We start from the raw sequence: 15907 nt of genomic DNA, 5'->3' as shown, positions 1-15907 counted from the left end.
CAAAGTTACGAATAGATAACAAAAATGTCATCTTGTCAGTATTTCATCTCTGGCAAAGTAATTTAACAACCTGAAAACGTTATAACAGTCATAAAAGTACGCTATTACTATGCCGAAAAACACAGAAAACAACATAGATCAAGACAAGTTTAACGCAGTGAACGAGGAGAATCCCACTACCGATACTGACACAAATGTACCTGTTGACAATGCAGGCCAGGAAATCCCGGAAGATGTTCGTGCTATTCACGAAACAGATCCTTTGGAAACAGCCAAACAGGAAGTTGCTGAACTGAAAGATAAATATCTGAGATTATATGCCGATTTTGAAAACTTCCGCAGACGTACTTCCAAAGAAAAACTTGAATTGCTTTCAAGCGCAAGTGCTGACGTAATCAAACTGATACTTCCGATTGTGGATGATTTTGAACGAGCAAAAGTTTCATTCGATTCTTCGGTTGATACAGAAGCATTAAAAGAAGGTGTGGATCTGATTTATACCAAACTTTACAAAACACTTGAATCAAAAGGATTAAAACCTATGGAATCCAAAGGCGAAACTTTTGATGTTGAATTACACGAATCCATCGCACAGTTCCCGGCGCCTTCGGATGACTTGAAAGGTAAGGTAATTGACGAAATAGAAAAGGGATATTATCTGAATGATAAGGTAATTCGTTACGCAAAAGTGATTGTTGGTGCATAAGTGATTATATATAAGTAATGTATGATGTGTAATAACCAAAGGCATCCGACATTGATTCTCAAAAGAATAAATTGGTGTGCCAGACGGGAACGCTTACATGATACATCCGAAATAAAACATGGCTAAGAAAAGAGATTACTACGAAATACTTGGTGTGGAGCGTAGCGCGCCTGCAGACGAAATCAAGAAAGCCTACCGCAAGCTGGCAATTAAATTCCACCCGGATAAAAACCCGGATGATCCTACTGCTGAGGACAAGTTTAAGGAAGCAGCGGAAGCATACAGCATTCTCAGTGACGATAATAAAAAAGCGCGTTATGATCAGTATGGACACGCCGGGGTAGGCGGAGCCAGCCAGGGTGGAGCAGGTTATGGAGGTGGCGGATTTTCCATGGATGATATATTCTCCCAATTCGGGGATATTTTTGGCGAAAGCAGTCCATTTGGTGATATGTTTGGCCGTGCTGGTGGTGGAAACGGCCGTCGTGTACGTAAAGGATCGGATCTTCGTATTAAGTTAAAGCTCAACCTGGAAGAAGTAGCAAACGGTGTTGAGAAGAAGATTAAAGTAAAACGCCATGTAAGCTGTACTACCTGTGGTGGTAACGGCGCCAAACACGGAACTGCACTGACCAATTGTGGCACTTGTAACGGATCAGGACAGGTTCGTAAGGTGGTTAGCACTATGCTTGGACAAATGGTTTCAACCAGTACTTGTCCTACCTGTGAAGGTGATGGTAAAATTATCAGCGAACGTTGTGATACTTGTGCAGGGGAAGGCAGATTGTTACAGGATGATCTGATTACACTGAACATCCCGGGCGGGGTTGCAGAAGGCATGCAGTTATCTATGTCAGGGAAAGGAAATGTTCCTTCCAGAGGCGGAATGGCTGGTGATCTGCTCATCGTAATTGAAGAAGAAGAAGACGCTCAATTGAAACGTGACGGAAGCAATGTTGTTTTCGACATGCACATGAGCTTTATAGATGCCGCATTAGGAACATCAACCGAAATCCCTACGATAGATGGCAAAGTGCGCATTACAGTAGAACCTGGTACACAGGCAGGAAAAATTCTTCGTCTGAAAGGAAAAGGAATTAAGGATCTGAATGGTTACGGAAAAGGCGATCAGCTGGTTCATATCAATGTATGGACACCACAGCAATTGTCTTCTGATGAAAGAGAAACTTTGGAATCACTTCGCCATTCACCTAATTTCCAGCCAAAACCTGGTAAAAATGAAAAAGGATTTTTTGATAAAATGAAAGATTTCTTTCATTGACGGGCGAAACCCGGTTTATAGTCATTGAGCTGTCACTTTTGTGGCGGCTCATTTTTGTTTATTGACATTTCGTTAACATTGCTTTTATGAATGCGTCTGACGAGATTCTTATCTTCGCAACGTCAACATGAAATATCATTTTAGTTCTATGAAAAAAATCCTTTTAATATTTGTCATGCTTTCAACCGAAGCGCTGTTGTTTCAATCTTTTGCCCAAAAGCCCGTTGAACTCACTTTCGCTACATACAATGTAAGTATGGAAGCCGAAAATTATGTACCAAGAGCAACAAAAAGAAATTCAGAGCAAATATTGATCAGTCAGCTGGATTCGGGAAACAATGCACAGATCAGGAATATTGCAAAAATTATCCAGACTGTCAGGCCGGATATCATCTTACTCAATGAATTTGATTATATCAAAAATCCTGAGTCTGGTGTTAAAGCTTTTATTAACAATTATTTAAAGAAAGATCAGGAAGGCGGCAAATCCATTGATTATCCTTATTACTATTATTCAACGGTGAATACAGGCCAGCCGAGCCCGTATGATCTGGATAACAATGGAAAAGCGGAAAGTTTCGGAGCAGATGCCTGGGGATTTGGTATGTATCCCGGACAATACGGAATGATGCTTTTGTCCAAATATCCGATTGATGTAAACAAGGTTCGCACGTTCCAGCATTTTAAATGGAAAGATATGCCGGGAGCGTTAAAAACAACAAAAGCGGATGGCAGCGACTGGTATGTAAAAGAAGCTTGGGATCAGTTTCCATTATCCTCAAAATCACACTGGGATGTACCCGTACAAGTCGGCGGCAAAACGATACATATTCTTGCCAGCCACCCTACCCCGCCTTCATTTGACGGCGCTGAAGACCGCAACGGAAAAAGAAATCATGATGAAATCCGTTTCTGGAGAGATTACATTTCTGATCACCTGAGCTCTTATATCTACGATGACAAAGGGACTAAAGGCGGCTTACCTGCCAATACCTCCTTTGTTCTTTTAGGGGACCAGAATGCTTCACCTGATGAAGGCAATGCCATTGCAGAAGGAATTAAATCATTGCTGGCGCATCCGAAAATAAATAGTGATACAGTACCTTCCAGCAAAGGCGGAGCGGAACATAGCCCAACCAATAATTTTGCCAAAAACCACACTGCATTCTGGCGTATGCGTGCCGATTATGTATTACCGTCCCGATCAGGATTTAAAGTATTGGACAGCGGTGTTTTCTGGCCTGCAAAAGGTGAGCCGATGTCGGGGTTAGTAGAGAAACGGGAATCCAGCTCAGACCATCGGTTGGTTTGGGTGAAGGTTAAGCTGGAGTGATTTGGTTTGCTTCTGCTTTCAAGCGCGTTGCAAACGCGAAGCCATGAACATACCGATTGCAAATCGGTGTGAGCGTACAAAAAGAGGGAACCGCAATGATGCGGTTCCCTCTTTTTTATCAATGAACTTCCTAAACCTTACTGTCCGCCATACATATTAAATGCGGCCAGATGTTTCTGGAACATTACTTCGTATTTTTTGGCAGCGGGTTCCTGTTTTGCTTCGCGGCATTCCTGTACGATCGTTTGCAAGATGTACAAGTACAGATTACTGTCACGACGTTTGGTGGTGCCGTTGTCTTTGGCCCATGTCAGTACTTCGTCTGCACGGACTGCCATTACATCAGCAATATCCAATGCTTGTTTTGTTTGTCCAAGATCAAACAGAATCCCAATGAAATTTGCAGAGAAATTATCATAAGGAATGCTTTTGTCTGGCATTGTTGAAAGCGATTTTTCTATTGCTTTTTTAGCTTCATCTTTCTTGCCATCAGCAATTAACTGACCAGCCAGACGTAAAAATGCTATTCTTGCAGTAGCCACCGGAGATCCCAGATAGGTGTTATCGTAATATGTCTTAGGATTATCCAGTTCGCGCCAGTACATCTTATTCATCAGGTTGTTGTACATCACGTCAGAATTTACATAACCGTCCTGCGCTCCTGGTACACGTACCGGAAGTAAACGATACGCATAACCTTCCAGCTGCATATATTCTTTCAGATTCAGGTAACTTGAACCACCCAGTGTTGATGAGAAATAGATCGGGCGTTTCCAGTCGTTGGTAGAAATAATATCCAGCATGATCAGATCCGATTTATACAAATCACCTTTTCCGATTGTCCAGCTGATAGAATCTCCAATGAATGGAACCAGGTCATTTTTGATGATGTTCATTTTCTTCACTGCTTCTGCGTCAACAGGTAGGAAAAGAACGGACGAAGGCAAAATTGAAGTCATGTCACCACTTGTAAGCGGTACCTGAATTGCTTTATTTTCTGATTTAACCAGACCCAGATACTCTTTCAGGTTGATACCGCCTTTTACACTTGGTATTTCATAAAAAGGAACAATATCGTTTTTCCCAAAAGCATAATTGTTTTTATCCAAAGAAATTGGAAGTGCTTCTGAAAGATATGTTTTGCGTTTCATCTGATCAATATACCAGTCTGTTCCCAGCAAACTCAGGTTACAAACGCGAACATCGGTACGGAAACCTTCCACTTCCTGTACATACCACAATGGAAATGTATCGTTATCTCCACCTGTAAACAGGATCGCATTTGGTGCACAGGAATTCAACAGGTTCTTGGCAAAATCTACTGAATGAAACCTGTGATCACGGTTATGATTGTCCCATCCTTTTGCGCCCATTATTACCGGAACAACCAGACAAACAGCAGTTGCAACTCCGGCACGTGTGGTAGCATCTTTCACAAATTTGCTTATCCCATCGGCCACGGCAATTACACCAAATCCAATCCAGATACAGAAAATATAGAACGACCCTACATAAATATAATCACGTTCACGAGGCTCGGTTGGTGGAGAGTTCAGATAAACGACAAGGGCTACACCAGTTAACAGGAACAATAATCCCAGAACCAGTAAATCTCTTTTTTGACGGAAATAAACAATAACCAATCCAAAAAGACCTAATAAGAATGGCAGCATAAAGTAATTATCATGCGCTTTGTTGTTTTCGATCGGTGACGGATATTTTTTCAGGACATCCCATGGAAGTAAATTCCCTGCACCTTCTTCGTCACTTTCGCGTCCAACAAAATTCCAGAGGAAATAGCGCCAATACATGTGCCCGATCTGATACGAAAACATAAATGACAAGTTATTTCCCATTGAAGGCTTTTGTCCTTCTGCCAGACCGGCCATTTGCATATACAATTGCGGGTGACCTGACTGCGTACTGTACATACGAGGCAACAACATGCTGCTGCCCGGTTCATATTCATACTCAGGGCGGTAGTCATAAATGGTGTATTTTCCATCCTGTTTGCGGTACATAGGCGCACCACGTTTCTGGCTTACCGGACGGGAAACAAATGATGGCCCGTAAAGAAGAGGGCGACTGCCATATTGCTCTCTTTTCAGGTAAGATACGAAGCTCAGGACATCATTTGGATTGTTTTCATTGATTGGAGGATTGTATTCCGCGCGTACCAGAACCAACAGATAACAGGCGTAACCAACCAGTACAAATGCCAGCGAGAGCAAGCCGGTATTAAGCAACACCATCGCCTTTTGATGCGAATACCGGATACCCCAGATAAGCGCTCCGATAAACAGGACTATAAAAAATATTACTCCTGATTTATAAGGAAGCCCAAGTGAATTCACAAAGAATATCTCAAACTTACCTGCCATACTTGGAAGCCCGGGAATAATACCAGAGTTAATAATGGCAAGAATTACCAAACCGCCGATAAAAGCAATAACACCACCAAAAACGCTTGGCTTAGGAAATTTCTTGAAATAATATACCAGTGCCAAAGCTGGAATAGTTACCAGGTTCAGCAAATGGACACCAATTGAAAGTCCAACCAGATATGCAATAAATATAAGATAACGATTTTCCGCTGCCGGATCTTTAATGCGTTCCCATTTAAAAACAGCCCAGATTACGATGGCAGTAAAAAATGAAGACATACCGTAAACCTCAGCTTCGACGGCTGAGAACCAGAATGAATCTGACCAGGTATAGGCAAGAGCACCTACAATACCCGAACCCATCAGCAACATAATATCACCGGAAGTTAATTCTTCATCCGGTTTACCAATCAGTTTGCGGGCTAATAAGGTGATAGTCCAGAAAAGAAACAGGATAGTGAATGCACTGCTTAATACTGAAACCATATTGACCCAGTATGCAACATTGGTAAGATCACCAAATGCAAAAAGAGAGAAAATCCGTCCTATCAAAAGGAAAAACGGAGCTCCCGGAGGGTGAGGAACCTGCAATTTAAAGGCACAGGCAATAAATTCGCCACAATCCCAGAAGCTGGCCGTTCTTTCAACGGTGAGCGAATAGGTTATCAGTGCAATGGCGAAGACAATCCAACCCGTAAGGTTGTTGGAACGATTGAAACGGGTCATTATTTAGAATATAAAATGTAAAATTTGAAATGCAAAATGGGTTTGAACTTGTATTTAATCAGAGTAGTAATTTCAATGATTGGTCAAAATTAGTAAAATAACCTCAACGGCAACGGTTACTGGCTCTTAAAAAGTGTTAAAGGAATGAAAAATGGAGAATGGGAAAGGCAGAGGGAGGAAAGGACGAAGTATGAATCGGCAATCGGCTATCAGCTGTCGGCTGTCGTACGAATAAGTAATCGGCAATCAGCTGCCGGCTTTTGTTCGAACAGCCGACAGCTGGTTGCTTACTTGTAAAAAATCCATTTTGCCAGTTCTCTGTAAGTAACCTTTTTGCCGTACATTAAAATCCCGACACGGTAAATGCGGGAAGCCATCCAAATGGTGCCCATAAAGCCAGCAACCAAAAGCAACATAGAAAGGGCTATTTGCCAGGCTGGTACTCCAAACGGAATACGGACCATCATAATAATGGGTGACGTAAAGGGAATCATGGATGTCCAGAATGCCAGGTTTCCATCCGGATCTCTGAGGACAAACTGGGCAAAAACAAATGAAAATATGATAGGCAAAGTAATGGGAAGCATAAATTGCTGGGTATCTGCATCATTATCAACCGCAGCACCAACTGCTCCGAATAATGCACTGTAAAACAAATATCCGCCCAGATAATAGAACAAAAAACAGGATAAAATTAAGGGGATATTCAGACTGTTGACCGCTCCAAGGACTTCTGCAACCGGATTTTCAACATTGGAACCCGGCATATTATTGCTTGGCATATTCGTTTGCATTTTATCAACCATGGCTTTTGAATCCTTCGGAATCTTATTCGCAAGTACTGCCGTAGCGACAGAACTTAATGAAACGGTAAGAAGTATCCATAATACAAATTGGGTAAGCCCTACCAATGCCACACCAATAATTTTGCCCATCATCAATTGATAAGGCTTTACAGATGAAATAATCACTTCAACGATACGGTTGGTTTTTTCTTCGGTAATTCCACGCATTACCTGTGTCCCATAAATAAACACGGACATATAAATCAGGAAAGCACACATTCCGCCTATTACCGTTGCAGCTCCTGAACTGCTTGTTTTTTCTCCTTCTTCGCTCAGGCTTATCGTTTCAGATCTGACATTCACGCGGGAATCTTCCAGGATTTTATGTGTAATACCGGCTTCCGAAAGTTTGATCTCTTCGATCTGTTTCTCTATTACATCTTCAATATTCGATTTTAGCTCCATGCTAACATTTTTAGCAGCATAAATCCGGACGTTTTTTGGTTCTTTTATTACATTGGCCGGAATATAAACCAGTGCATTTGCACCACTTTTCTGAAATTGGGTTTTGGCAGAATTAATGGAAGAAGTCAAATATGTGAATTTTAAAGATTCGGTATCCTTAAATTCATTTTTGAATAAATTGCTTTCATCAACTACCTGAACAGTTTTCAGATCAACGGAACCAACAGCGATCCAAATCACAGCTGCATAGGAACCAACAAAAAACAGCGGAGCCAGAATAGTCATAATAAGAAATGACTTTTTCTTGACACGAACCAGATATTCCCTCCTGATAACCAGTAATATATTTCGCATTGAATTTTAATAGAGTTTGTTTGGTAATTGAATTGTACTGGGTTCGCAAATTGAGTCTGAAAACCGTTTCCGGTTGGCTGGATTGATTCAGCTCAACTCAGCGTACTCTAAATATTTCGGGATTCTAACACGAAATTGATTCAGCCAGCCTGAAAAGGCTTTCAGACTCAATTTCAATCCGGAACTTCGTTCACAGCTTTCATAAAAATGTCACTCATTGTCGGGATATTTTCTCCGAAAGAACGAATTTCAACCTGATTTAATAATTCGCTTAACAGCTGGTTCGGTGTAATAAAAGACGGCAAATGTATACTTGTGCGACGGAATCCGTTTTCAAGATCTTTGCTTGGTTCAAGTACATATTTTTCTTCATTGATAATAAGCGAACCTCTGTATTCTACAAAGTATGTATTCGTCTTAAACTCTTCTTTGATTTGTAGTTTTGGCCCGTCCAGTACTTTTTTAGATTTATGGATCAATGCAATGTTGTCACATAGTTCTTCCACTGTTTCCATTCTGTGGGTAGAAAATATAATTGTGCTTCCTTTTTGTTTTAATTCAAGTATTTCATCCCGAATCAGATTGGCATTGATAGGATCAAAGCCAGAAAACGGTTCGTCAAGTATAATGAGGTCCGGCTCATGTAAAACGGTCGAAACGAACTGTACTTTTTGCTGCATTCCTTTCGAAAGATCCGATACGGTTTTGTCCCACCAGGTTTTAATATCAAATTTAACAAACCAGATTTTCAGTTTATCCATGGCTTCTTTTTTAGAAAGCCCTTTCAGCTGCGCCAGGTAAAGCAATTGTTCCCCGACTTTCATTTTCGGATAAAGCCCGCGTTCCTCAGGAAGATACCCGATTCTTGAAATATGGCTTTGATTTAAAGGCTGTCCATCAAAAATTATTTGTCCCGCATCTGGTCCGGTTATCTGGTTGATGATACGGATAAGTGAAGTTTTTCCTGCTCCGTTCGGGCCAAGCAATCCAAAAATACTGCCTTTGGGAATGTTTATACTAACGTCGTCCAGCGCCCTGTGATTGGCATAGTCTTTGGTAACATGCTGTACTTCAATAATATTCATATTAATTTATTAAAAGGAGAAATCAGTGATTATCTGTTCAATTCAGATGATTCGGAATACCATTTTTATAATTTTCATTACTGTACTCAAAGATGCAAAGTATCTGATGGATACCAAAAGTAACAAACACAAATGCTGTTTATAATTTTAACGGATAAATGGTATAAAACGAAAAGCGAGCGGAAAACCACTCGCTTTTCTGATAAAAACTGTACTGAGTGCAAACTTTCCAGGTCTTAAGACGGGGATGCCTGGTCTTGGAAAGTCGCGTCCTTTTCTAATCTTCCGGATAAGGCACATAAATAAATCCTGAAAAATCACCCAGTAACGTAAAAAGGCAGCAATATTCGTCTGGATTTTTATAATTCTCTTTAAATAAATCGACAGACTCCTCTCCGATCAGCTTGCGGTCTATGAATTCCTGCATGTAGGATGCGCGATAACTGTAACGGTTAGACATTTCCTGGGTATCTATTAGTAAAACACCGAGATCGACCTCAGTATAACTCAGTACAAATACCGGATTATCTGAAAATCCTCTTTTGCGTATCTGGTAAGATGCATCTTTCAATTGATCTGCAACTTTAATAAAGTCCTCAGATACTAGCCCCATGATCTTTTTGTTCAACTCCGGAGAGTTGGCATCATCCATCAAGGAATTTTCATTGCTATTGTTAATCATAATTTGGCTTTTGGCTTTCGGCAATCGGCTTTCATCAAACCAGACCACTTCTTGCCATTCAATTAGTTTGTTTAAAATTTAAATGCAATCAAAGAACTCGAATTAATCGACCCTTCGGAAGCTGAAAGCTGATTGCCGACAGCCCAGGTCACATTCTCGCTGCCAGTAACAAAGTCAGGTCTTTATAGCGCATATTAAAATTCCTGGCAATATGAGAGTTTGTCAATGTTCCTTTATGGCAGTACACTCCTTTCATAAACCAACGATTGGCGTAAATCATTTCTTCAATTCCTCCGATTGTTCCTGTTTGCAGTAAAAACGGCAAAAATACATTGCTTAAAGCTGTACTCGCCGTATGTGCAACACGTGAAGGAATATTAGGGACGCAATAATGGATTACGTCATTGTATTTGAAAGTAGGCTCTTTATGCGTGGTCATATGTGATGTTTCAAAAGAACCGCCCTGATCAATGCTGACATCAATGATTACGGAACCTGGTTTCATTTGTGAAACCATTTCTTTGGTTACGACCATCGGGCTTACGCCATTTTCTGCACGCATTGTCCCGATCACCACATCTGCCCGGCTGATTGCTTCTGCCAATGTATCCGAATCAATAATAGAAGTGTATAAATTCTGGCCGATGGAATATTTGAGTCTTTGAAGCCTGTAAATATGTTTATCAAAAACTTTCACATCAGCGCCCACACTAATTGCAGCTCTGGTTGCATATTCGGCGACTGTACCCGCACCAAGAATCACAATTTTGGTTGGCGGAACTCCGGTAATTCCTCCCAGGATAATTCCACGTCCGCCGTTTGGCGTTGACAAATATTCCGCAGCAATTAATAATACGGTACTCCCCGCAATTTCTCCCATTGCCCGGATAATTGGCTTTCCACCTACTTTGTCCTCAATCAATTCATAGCCAATTCCCGTAATTTTGGCCTGATTCAGCTTTTCGAAATATTCTTTCTGAAGAGCCGGTAAATTCAAAACAGAGATCAATGTAGTCCCGGCTTTGATGTAGCCAAACTCTTCGTCTACCAAAGGCTCCACTTTCAGGATAAGATTTGCCTGATATATTTCCTTCGCGCTCGGTACAATCCTCGCACCTGCCTCACTATACTCATGATCCGACAAATTGGCACCTTTCCCGGCATCCGTTTCAATCCACACCTCATGCCCGTTCCGAACCAGAATACTCACGGCATCCGGCGTGAGCGCAATACGGTTCTCCTGCAATGAAACTTCACGGGGTAAACCTATAAGTAGTGAATTCTGATCCTTCCGGACTGCCAAAAGTGATTCCTGTGGATAAAGTGCCGACTGTTTAGCTAGCTCTTTAAAACCTGGAAGTTGAGGTTGCGCCATTTATTAATGATGAATTGCGAATGATAAATTAAGATGTTGCCGGGGCTGTTTTATAGATCCTTCAAATAATATTTGTTTTTTAATACACTTCCACTTTCAAAACACGTTCCTCGCTTTCTTCAAGATTAAGCTCTAAAAGTAAATAGTGAAGCGGCCAGAGTGATTCAATTTTTTCAGGCCATTCTACAAAACAAAAATCTCCCGAATCAAAATATTCCTCTATTCCAATGTCTAAAGCCTCAGTTTCATCCTTAATGCGGTAAAAATCGAAATGATAAACAACTTTTTTATTTGTTGTGATATATTCATTAACCAAAGCGAATGTAGGACTATGGACAACCGATGTAACATCCAGATTTTTGCAAAGTGATCGGATCAAAGTGGTCTTGCCAGCACCCATATGTCCCCGAAATAACCAAATTGGCGTATTCTTACCAATTTTTAATAATTCAGATGCAACTGTATCCAAATCGGCCAGCTCTTTAAAGCGCAAGACTACGGGTGTTAAACTCATGGTACAAAAATACCATATTTTAGATTGAGTAAATGCATCATGCAAAGCACAAATATCTTTTCATGTTATCGGCGGGAAATAGGAAAGCCATCAGCACCGCTCTGCCGGCAGGAATTATGAGTCTAATTTATTTCCTTTTGTCCGGTAAAAAACAGATAATCTGAACTTCTTCCAACAGGCAATTAATAAATACATCCTAACTCTTATTTGTAATGTCATTATCCAATTCCCGTCGTAAATTTTTGATAAATACACTTTTGACAGGAAGTATACTTCCGCTTATTCAGGAAAAATCGTATTCCCAAAGTTCGTCCGGAAATGCTGATCTGCCTAAAATCAACATTTTTTCCAAGCACCTGCAATTTCTGAACTACAAGGATATGGCAGAAGCTGCAAAAGAAATGGGATTTGACGGTATAGATCTGACTATTCGCCCAAAAGGCCATGTAATACCTGAAAAAGTAGAAACTGATTTGCCAATGGCAGTTGAAGCAATGAAAAAAGCAGGATTTTCGCCTTCCCTTTTTTGTACTACAGTGGAAGACGCAAACAATCCTGTCGATAAAAAACTGCTTGAAACGGCGGCAGAATTAGGTTTTAAATATTACAGGATGAACTGGTACAAATACAACGATCAAAAAACAATTCCACAGTCATTGGATGAATACAGGGACAAAATTGCAGGCCTGAGTCAATTAAACATGAAATTAGGTTTAACGGGCTGTTATCAGAATCATGCAGGAAGGATGGTTGGCGCGTCTATGTTTGAGATTTGGGAAATTCTTAAAAAAGCTGATTTACAACACATGGGAGCACAGTATGATATTCGCCACGCAACACTGGAAGGCGGGTTGTCGTGGCAAACAGGTTTTAATCTGATCCGGCCATATATCAAAACGATTGTGTTAAAAGATTTTATGTGGGAGAAAAACAATGGTAAATGGGCACCTAAAAGCGTACCTCTTGGTGAAGGAATGGTGGATTTCAAAACTTATTTTAAACTTTTGAAAGACAACAAAATTGAAGCTCCTGTTTGTTTACATCTGGAATACCCGCTCGGCGGTGCAGATCAGGGTGCAGATAAACTTACTGTTGACAGGAAAGTAGTTTTCAATGCAATGAAACGGGATCTGGCAAAAGTAAAAGAGTTTTGGGAAATGGCTTGACTTCCATAAGCAACGCGAGAATACAAGTCAGAAATTGATGATATCAAATCTTTTCTATTGGCTTTCCACTAAAAAAAATCCATAATTAAGCATCAAAAGTTACCTTTGCCAGATATAATCGGAGGCTGCAGAATTCCTTTTTAGACGGGCTTCATTAATCCTTAACAATTAATAATTTACAATTATAAATCATGTCTTCAAAAATCCTTAATGTCGGTTTAATTGGTTTCGGACTTTCCGGACGGTATTTCCACTCCCCCTTTTTGACTACAAATCCTGGTTTTAAATTAAAAACAGTAGTAGAAAGAAGTAAAAATGAAGCGCAGGAATTCGACCCGTCTATTGAAAACGCTAGATCAGTGGACGAACTGCTGGCGGATGAATCTATTGACCTAGTCTTTATTTGTACACCCAATGACACCCACTTTCCTTATGCGATGGATGCTTTGCAAAATGGAAAACATGTTGTTATTGAAAAACCTTTTTCAGCAACTGAGGAAGAGGCGAAACAACTGATTGAAGTTGCAGAAGAAAAAGGATTGATTCTGACTGCTTACCAAAACCGTCGCTGGGATTCGGACTTCCTTACAATTAAAAAATTAATAGCAGAGGACAAACTGGGAGATATTGTAGAGTACGAATGCCGTTATGACCGCTTCCGTCCGGTAGTACCCACCGAATCCTGGAAAGAAAAAAGTGTCCCGGTTGGTGGGAATCTTTATAATCTGGGGCCACATTTGATTGATCAGGCACTGGTACTTTTCGGTGAGCCCGAAACGGTTACGGCCGAAATCCGCAGTGTTAGGCCCAATAGTGAAATTGATGATTACTTTGACGTCCGGCTTGGCTATGTAGATAAACTGGTTATTGTAAAATCAAGTCTGATGGTTTATGAAAATTATCTTCGTTACCATTTACATGGCACAAAGGGTTCTTTTATAAAAGGAGGACTTGATCCTCAGGAAGAAACTTTACGAAAAAATGTCCTGCCAACTGAAAAACCCTGGGGTGCCGAACCGGAAAATCGTTGGGGAAAATTATATAGTGAAGCATTCTCAGGAACTATTGAAAGCGAGCCGGGAGATTATGCACCCTTTTACCAAAATGTATACGATGCTATTGTGAACGGTGCAGAACTGGCTGTAAAGCCTTCTGAAATTTTGCGTACAACGCGTGTGATTGACTTAGCATTTCAAAGCAGTAAAGAGAAAAAAGTGATGATTTTCTGATCGAAAGTATCATCATACAGCTTATTCACTCGATCTTATCGAACGCCGCTAAAAGCAAATTTTAGCGGCGTTTCTTTTTTCTGGTAAAAAAGTGTTGCCATTATTAAAAAAACGCAATTTCTCTAATCTTTTTTTAATGTAACTATTTCAACATTGTATTAAACGTATACTGTATTTCAAAATAAAATAAATCTAACTTTTATAAATTTGTAAACTATCGAATTAATTTTATAGTTAACAATTTTCATCACAATTTAACCTTAACGGGTCCTAAGTAAAGTACAAATGCACGGAAAATAATACCTGTGCAATTTGTTTGCGTAATGCCTCTTCTAAAAAAGAATGAAAAAATTATTGCTCACTGGCATTATTGCCATACAGGCTTCTATTGGCTTTTCCCAAACCAGTCAGTTGAAAAAATCAAACAGTAATAAAGGAAAAATATTTGTTTCCTGGGGATGGAACAAGGGTGCATTCACTCATTCTAATATTCATTTTAAAGGGAATGATTACAATTTCACTTTAAAGGGGGTCGTCGCAAAAGACCGCCAGACAGCGTTCTCCCTGCGGTATTTCAATCCTACGAAAATTACAATTCCGCAGTATAATTTCAGAATTGGCTATTATATTAATTCCAAGTACAGTATATCGTTTGGCTTCGACCACATGAAATATGTTATGAAGCAGGATCAGACTGTTAAAATCAATGGTTCCATTGCAGGTTCAGGAACAGATTACGATGGAAATTATAATAACAATGCGATTAAACTTACAGGTGATTTTCTGAAACTGGAACACACAAATGGTTTGAATTTCCTTAACCTGGAAGTTAGAAGAATGGATAATCTGTTTAACGCCGGTTCATTAAAAATAAAAAACATAGACATCAACGTTATCGAAGGAATTGGTGCCGGAGTGCTTTATCCTAAATCCGATGTAACGCTGCTGAATTACGACAGGAATGATCAATGGCATGTAGCCGGATACGGAGTGGATCTGGTAACTGGCCTGAATGTGACTTTTTTCAGGCATTTCTTTATTCAGGGTGAAGTGAAAGGCGGGTTTATTAATATGCCGGATATCCTTACAACCAATTTTCCTGACGACCGTGCTTCCCAGCATTTCTTTTTTGCGCAAGGAAATGTCAACTTCGGTGTAATCTTTAAATTGTAATTTTGCTTCACTATTTTTTATAGAGCCTTCCACGATTATTTTGAGTTAACCTGGATCTGCCGCCACTTTAACTTCCAGAATTTATTCAGATAATATTCACAAAAAAAGGAGAATAGCGATTGCTATCCTCCTTTTCCTTAGTACTTACTGACAGAATCAGGTTTGTATTATTAGTTAGCAGCAACTGCTGTTACCAAACGTTTTGTTTCAGTAGAAATCACAAATGGTTTAGAAGTTACTTCACTACCATTGCTTACTACGAAGCTATAATTTCCATCCAAAAGATTCGACAAATCGAAAATCTTAGAGTAGTTTTCTGATTTAGGGATAGAAGTGCTGTACACGATCATCCCATCACCATCCTTAATTACTATAGAAGATCTTTCTTTAACACTATCAAGTGTTAGTTTGAACCTCAAATCACTTGCAGCTACTATTTCAATTGCAGCCGTAGCTTTTTCGTTAGCGAAAGAAAAATTTGCAGCAGATACTCCCATCAAAACTGCAATAGATAAGATTATTTTTTTCATGATATTTTTAATTTTTTAATGTCTAAATGAATGTAAACTAATTGTACTTTTCAGATAATCTAAAATTGATACTTTAAGTTTGTCAGTTACTTGCTGTTGTCCTTGCCATCAGCTTGTT

Annotated in this window: 13 protein-coding genes; 6 read left to right on the top strand and 7 right to left on the bottom strand. The window is 39.9% G+C overall.

What is annotated here, in order from left to right:
• The first annotated feature begins 109 nt into the window (after nucleotides 1–109).
• From KZC02_RS22700 to KZC02_RS22690, 3 genes are all read left to right on the top strand, one after another.
• A complete protein-coding gene (locus KZC02_RS22700; RefSeq protein WP_221390774.1) occupies nucleotides 110–706 on the top strand; it encodes a nucleotide exchange factor GrpE in 597 nt (198 codons plus the stop codon).
• Between the two features lie 118 nt (nucleotides 707–824).
• Nucleotides 825–1988: a molecular chaperone DnaJ gene (gene dnaJ, locus KZC02_RS22695; RefSeq protein ID WP_221390773.1), complete on the top strand. Its 1164-nt coding sequence runs from the start codon at nucleotides 825–827 to the stop codon at nucleotides 1986–1988.
• 148 nt (nucleotides 1989–2136) lie between these two features.
• Nucleotides 2137–3321, top strand: coding sequence for an endonuclease/exonuclease/phosphatase family protein (locus KZC02_RS22690; protein ID WP_221390772.1), 1185 nt, complete (start codon nucleotides 2137–2139; stop codon nucleotides 3319–3321).
• A 137-nt stretch (nucleotides 3322–3458) separates the two neighbouring features.
• Here the strand turns inward: KZC02_RS22690 and KZC02_RS22685 are convergent, their stop codons facing one another.
• From KZC02_RS22685 to tsaE, 6 genes are all read right to left on the bottom strand, one after another.
• Nucleotides 3459–6431, bottom strand: a complete 2973-nt coding sequence (locus tag KZC02_RS22685; protein WP_221390771.1) for a DUF2723 domain-containing protein — start codon at nucleotides 6429–6431, stop codon at nucleotides 3459–3461.
• 287 nt (nucleotides 6432–6718) lie between these two features.
• Nucleotides 6719–8035, bottom strand: coding sequence for an ABC transporter permease (locus KZC02_RS22680; protein WP_221390770.1), 1317 nt, complete (start codon nucleotides 8033–8035; stop codon nucleotides 6719–6721).
• Nucleotides 8036–8208: 173 nt separating this feature from the next.
• A complete protein-coding gene (locus tag KZC02_RS22675; RefSeq protein ID WP_221390769.1) occupies nucleotides 8209–9120 on the bottom strand; it encodes an ABC transporter ATP-binding protein in 912 nt (303 codons plus the stop codon).
• A gap of 277 nt (nucleotides 9121–9397) precedes the next feature.
• Entirely contained in the window at nucleotides 9398–9802 is a 405-nt protein-coding gene (locus KZC02_RS22670) for a hypothetical protein (protein ID WP_221390768.1), read from the bottom strand.
• Between the two features lie 148 nt (nucleotides 9803–9950).
• On the bottom strand, nucleotides 9951–11177 hold the full coding sequence (locus tag KZC02_RS22665; protein WP_221390767.1) for an alanine dehydrogenase: 1227 nt from the start codon (nucleotides 11175–11177) through the stop codon (nucleotides 9951–9953).
• A gap of 79 nt (nucleotides 11178–11256) precedes the next feature.
• The gene (gene tsaE / locus KZC02_RS22660) at nucleotides 11257–11691 is read right to left on the bottom strand and encodes a tRNA (adenosine(37)-N6)-threonylcarbamoyltransferase complex ATPase subunit type 1 TsaE (RefSeq protein ID WP_221390766.1); all 435 of its coding nucleotides are present in this window, start codon (nucleotides 11689–11691) and stop codon (nucleotides 11257–11259) included.
• Between the two features lie 212 nt (nucleotides 11692–11903).
• Here tsaE and KZC02_RS22655 point away from each other — a divergent pair, with 212 nt between their 5' ends.
• The 3 genes from KZC02_RS22655 (at nucleotide 11904) to KZC02_RS22645 (ending at nucleotide 15259) form a co-directional block, all read left to right on the top strand.
• Nucleotides 11904–12857, top strand: a complete 954-nt coding sequence (locus KZC02_RS22655) for a sugar phosphate isomerase/epimerase (protein ID WP_221390765.1) — start codon at nucleotides 11904–11906, stop codon at nucleotides 12855–12857.
• Between the two features lie 191 nt (nucleotides 12858–13048).
• A complete protein-coding gene (locus KZC02_RS22650) occupies nucleotides 13049–14086 on the top strand; it encodes a Gfo/Idh/MocA family oxidoreductase (protein WP_221390764.1) in 1038 nt (345 codons plus the stop codon).
• Nucleotides 14087–14428: 342 nt separating this feature from the next.
• The gene (locus KZC02_RS22645; RefSeq protein WP_221390763.1) at nucleotides 14429–15259 is read left to right on the top strand and encodes a hypothetical protein; all 831 of its coding nucleotides are present in this window, start codon (nucleotides 14429–14431) and stop codon (nucleotides 15257–15259) included.
• A 170-nt stretch (nucleotides 15260–15429) separates the two neighbouring features.
• Here KZC02_RS22645 and KZC02_RS22640 read toward each other — a convergent pair whose 3' ends face one another.
• Nucleotides 15430–15789 carry a hypothetical protein gene (locus tag KZC02_RS22640; RefSeq protein ID WP_221390762.1) on the bottom strand — a complete coding sequence of 120 codons (360 nt, stop codon included), beginning with the start codon at nucleotides 15787–15789 and terminating at the stop codon, nucleotides 15430–15432.
• Between the last annotated feature and the right edge of the window lie 118 nt (nucleotides 15790–15907).

The organism is Dyadobacter sp. NIV53, from assembly GCF_019711195.1.
GTDB lineage: Bacteria > Bacteroidota > Bacteroidia > Cytophagales > Spirosomataceae > Dyadobacter.
Note: the sequence above shows the minus strand (reverse complement) of the source record. Positions and strands in the feature narration are given on the sequence as shown.

Coding starts and splice junctions, on each gene's coding strand:
- KZC02_RS22700 (WP_221390774.1), top strand. CDS start 110: ATGCCGAAAAACACAGAAAACAACATAGATCAAGACAAGTTTAACGCA.
- dnaJ (WP_221390773.1), top strand. CDS start 825: ATGGCTAAGAAAAGAGATTACTACGAAATACTTGGTGTGGAGCGTAGC.
- KZC02_RS22690 (WP_221390772.1), top strand. CDS start 2,137: ATGAAAAAAATCCTTTTAATATTTGTCATGCTTTCAACCGAAGCGCTG.
- KZC02_RS22685 (WP_221390771.1), bottom strand. CDS start 6,431: ATGACCCGTTTCAATCGTTCCAACAACCTTACGGGTTGGATTGTCTTC.
- KZC02_RS22680 (WP_221390770.1), bottom strand. CDS start 8,035: ATGCGAAATATATTACTGGTTATCAGGAGGGAATATCTGGTTCGTGTC.
- KZC02_RS22675 (WP_221390769.1), bottom strand. CDS start 9,120: ATGAATATTATTGAAGTACAGCATGTTACCAAAGACTATGCCAATCAC.
- KZC02_RS22670 (WP_221390768.1), bottom strand. CDS start 9,802: ATGATTAACAATAGCAATGAAAATTCCTTGATGGATGATGCCAACTCT.
- KZC02_RS22665 (WP_221390767.1), bottom strand. CDS start 11,177: ATGGCGCAACCTCAACTTCCAGGTTTTAAAGAGCTAGCTAAACAGTCG.
- tsaE (WP_221390766.1), bottom strand. CDS start 11,691: ATGAGTTTAACACCCGTAGTCTTGCGCTTTAAAGAGCTGGCCGATTTG.
- KZC02_RS22655 (WP_221390765.1), top strand. CDS start 11,904: ATGTCATTATCCAATTCCCGTCGTAAATTTTTGATAAATACACTTTTG.
- KZC02_RS22650 (WP_221390764.1), top strand. CDS start 13,049: ATGTCTTCAAAAATCCTTAATGTCGGTTTAATTGGTTTCGGACTTTCC.
- KZC02_RS22645 (WP_221390763.1), top strand. CDS start 14,429: ATGAAAAAATTATTGCTCACTGGCATTATTGCCATACAGGCTTCTATT.
- KZC02_RS22640 (WP_221390762.1), bottom strand. CDS start 15,789: ATGAAAAAAATAATCTTATCTATTGCAGTTTTGATGGGAGTATCTGCT.